Origin of the sequence: Dietzia sp. DQ11-38-2 (assembly GCF_014145055.1) — a bacterium.
Taxonomy (GTDB): domain Bacteria; phylum Actinomycetota; class Actinomycetes; order Mycobacteriales; family Mycobacteriaceae; genus Dietzia.
Window position 1 is genome coordinate 1 of the sequence record NZ_JAALDW010000489.1, and the last position, 772, is coordinate 772.

The following is a 772-nucleotide window of genomic DNA, read 5'->3' on the forward strand; positions in this document are numbered from 1 at the left end:
CGGGGTCCAGATCGGCGGCCCGCATGAGATCGGCCCAGAGCTGCTGGTGGACCCGCTCTCCGCGCCCGCCGCCGAACTCGTCGAACTCCACGGCGACGAACGAGGCCTTGGCCTGCCCCTGCAGCCGCGGGATGGCGAACGCGTGGGGATCGCCCTCCTTCAGGTGGTAGAGCGACCGGTGGGCGAAGTACTCGCGCAGCTGGTCCCAGGTGCCCTCGTCCTTGAAGTACCAGGACGGGCCCGTGCCGGAGGTCGCCTCGACGGACAGTGCGTCCATCTCGGCCACGGGATCGTCACCCGGCTCGACCGCTCCCCGGAGATGATCGAGGAACAGGGTCTCCAGCGCGCGACGGAGGCGCAGGAGTTCGGGGTCCCACTCCAGGTCGGAGTCCACGCCGGCGAAGCCCCGGTAGTGGAGCTCATAGAGCGTGTAGAGCGCGAGCTGGAGGTCGCGACCCATCGGATCTGTGTCCGCCGAGACGTCCGGGAGCCCATCGGTCCGGCCCGTCGCCAGCGCCGTGACCACGGCCTCCGAGAGCGGCCCGCTGCCGACGGGCAGGGCGGGGGCGGAGGCCGGGGACGCGATCTGGGTCGGGGCGGCTGTCATGTGACTTGTCTACCCTCTCGGGCGGTCATCCTCCACCGTGGACGTCCCCCCGGCGCCGTTCGCGTCGTCCTCGGAGTTCCCGGGGCCCCCGGAGTTCCCGGAGTCCTCGGAGTTCTCGGACTCGATCCGCTGGCGCTCCCGCTGCTCCCGACGCTCGCCGGCTCA

At 71.6% G+C, this 772-nt stretch carries 1 protein-coding gene; it reads right to left on the reverse strand.

Features of this window, described 5'->3' with window-relative positions; all coding sequences use genetic code 11:
- A partial coding sequence (locus tag G6026_RS15250; protein WP_182613674.1) for an iron-containing redox enzyme family protein occupies positions 1-607 on the reverse strand: 607 nt, incomplete at its 3' end.
- Positions 608-772: the final 165 nt, after the last annotated feature.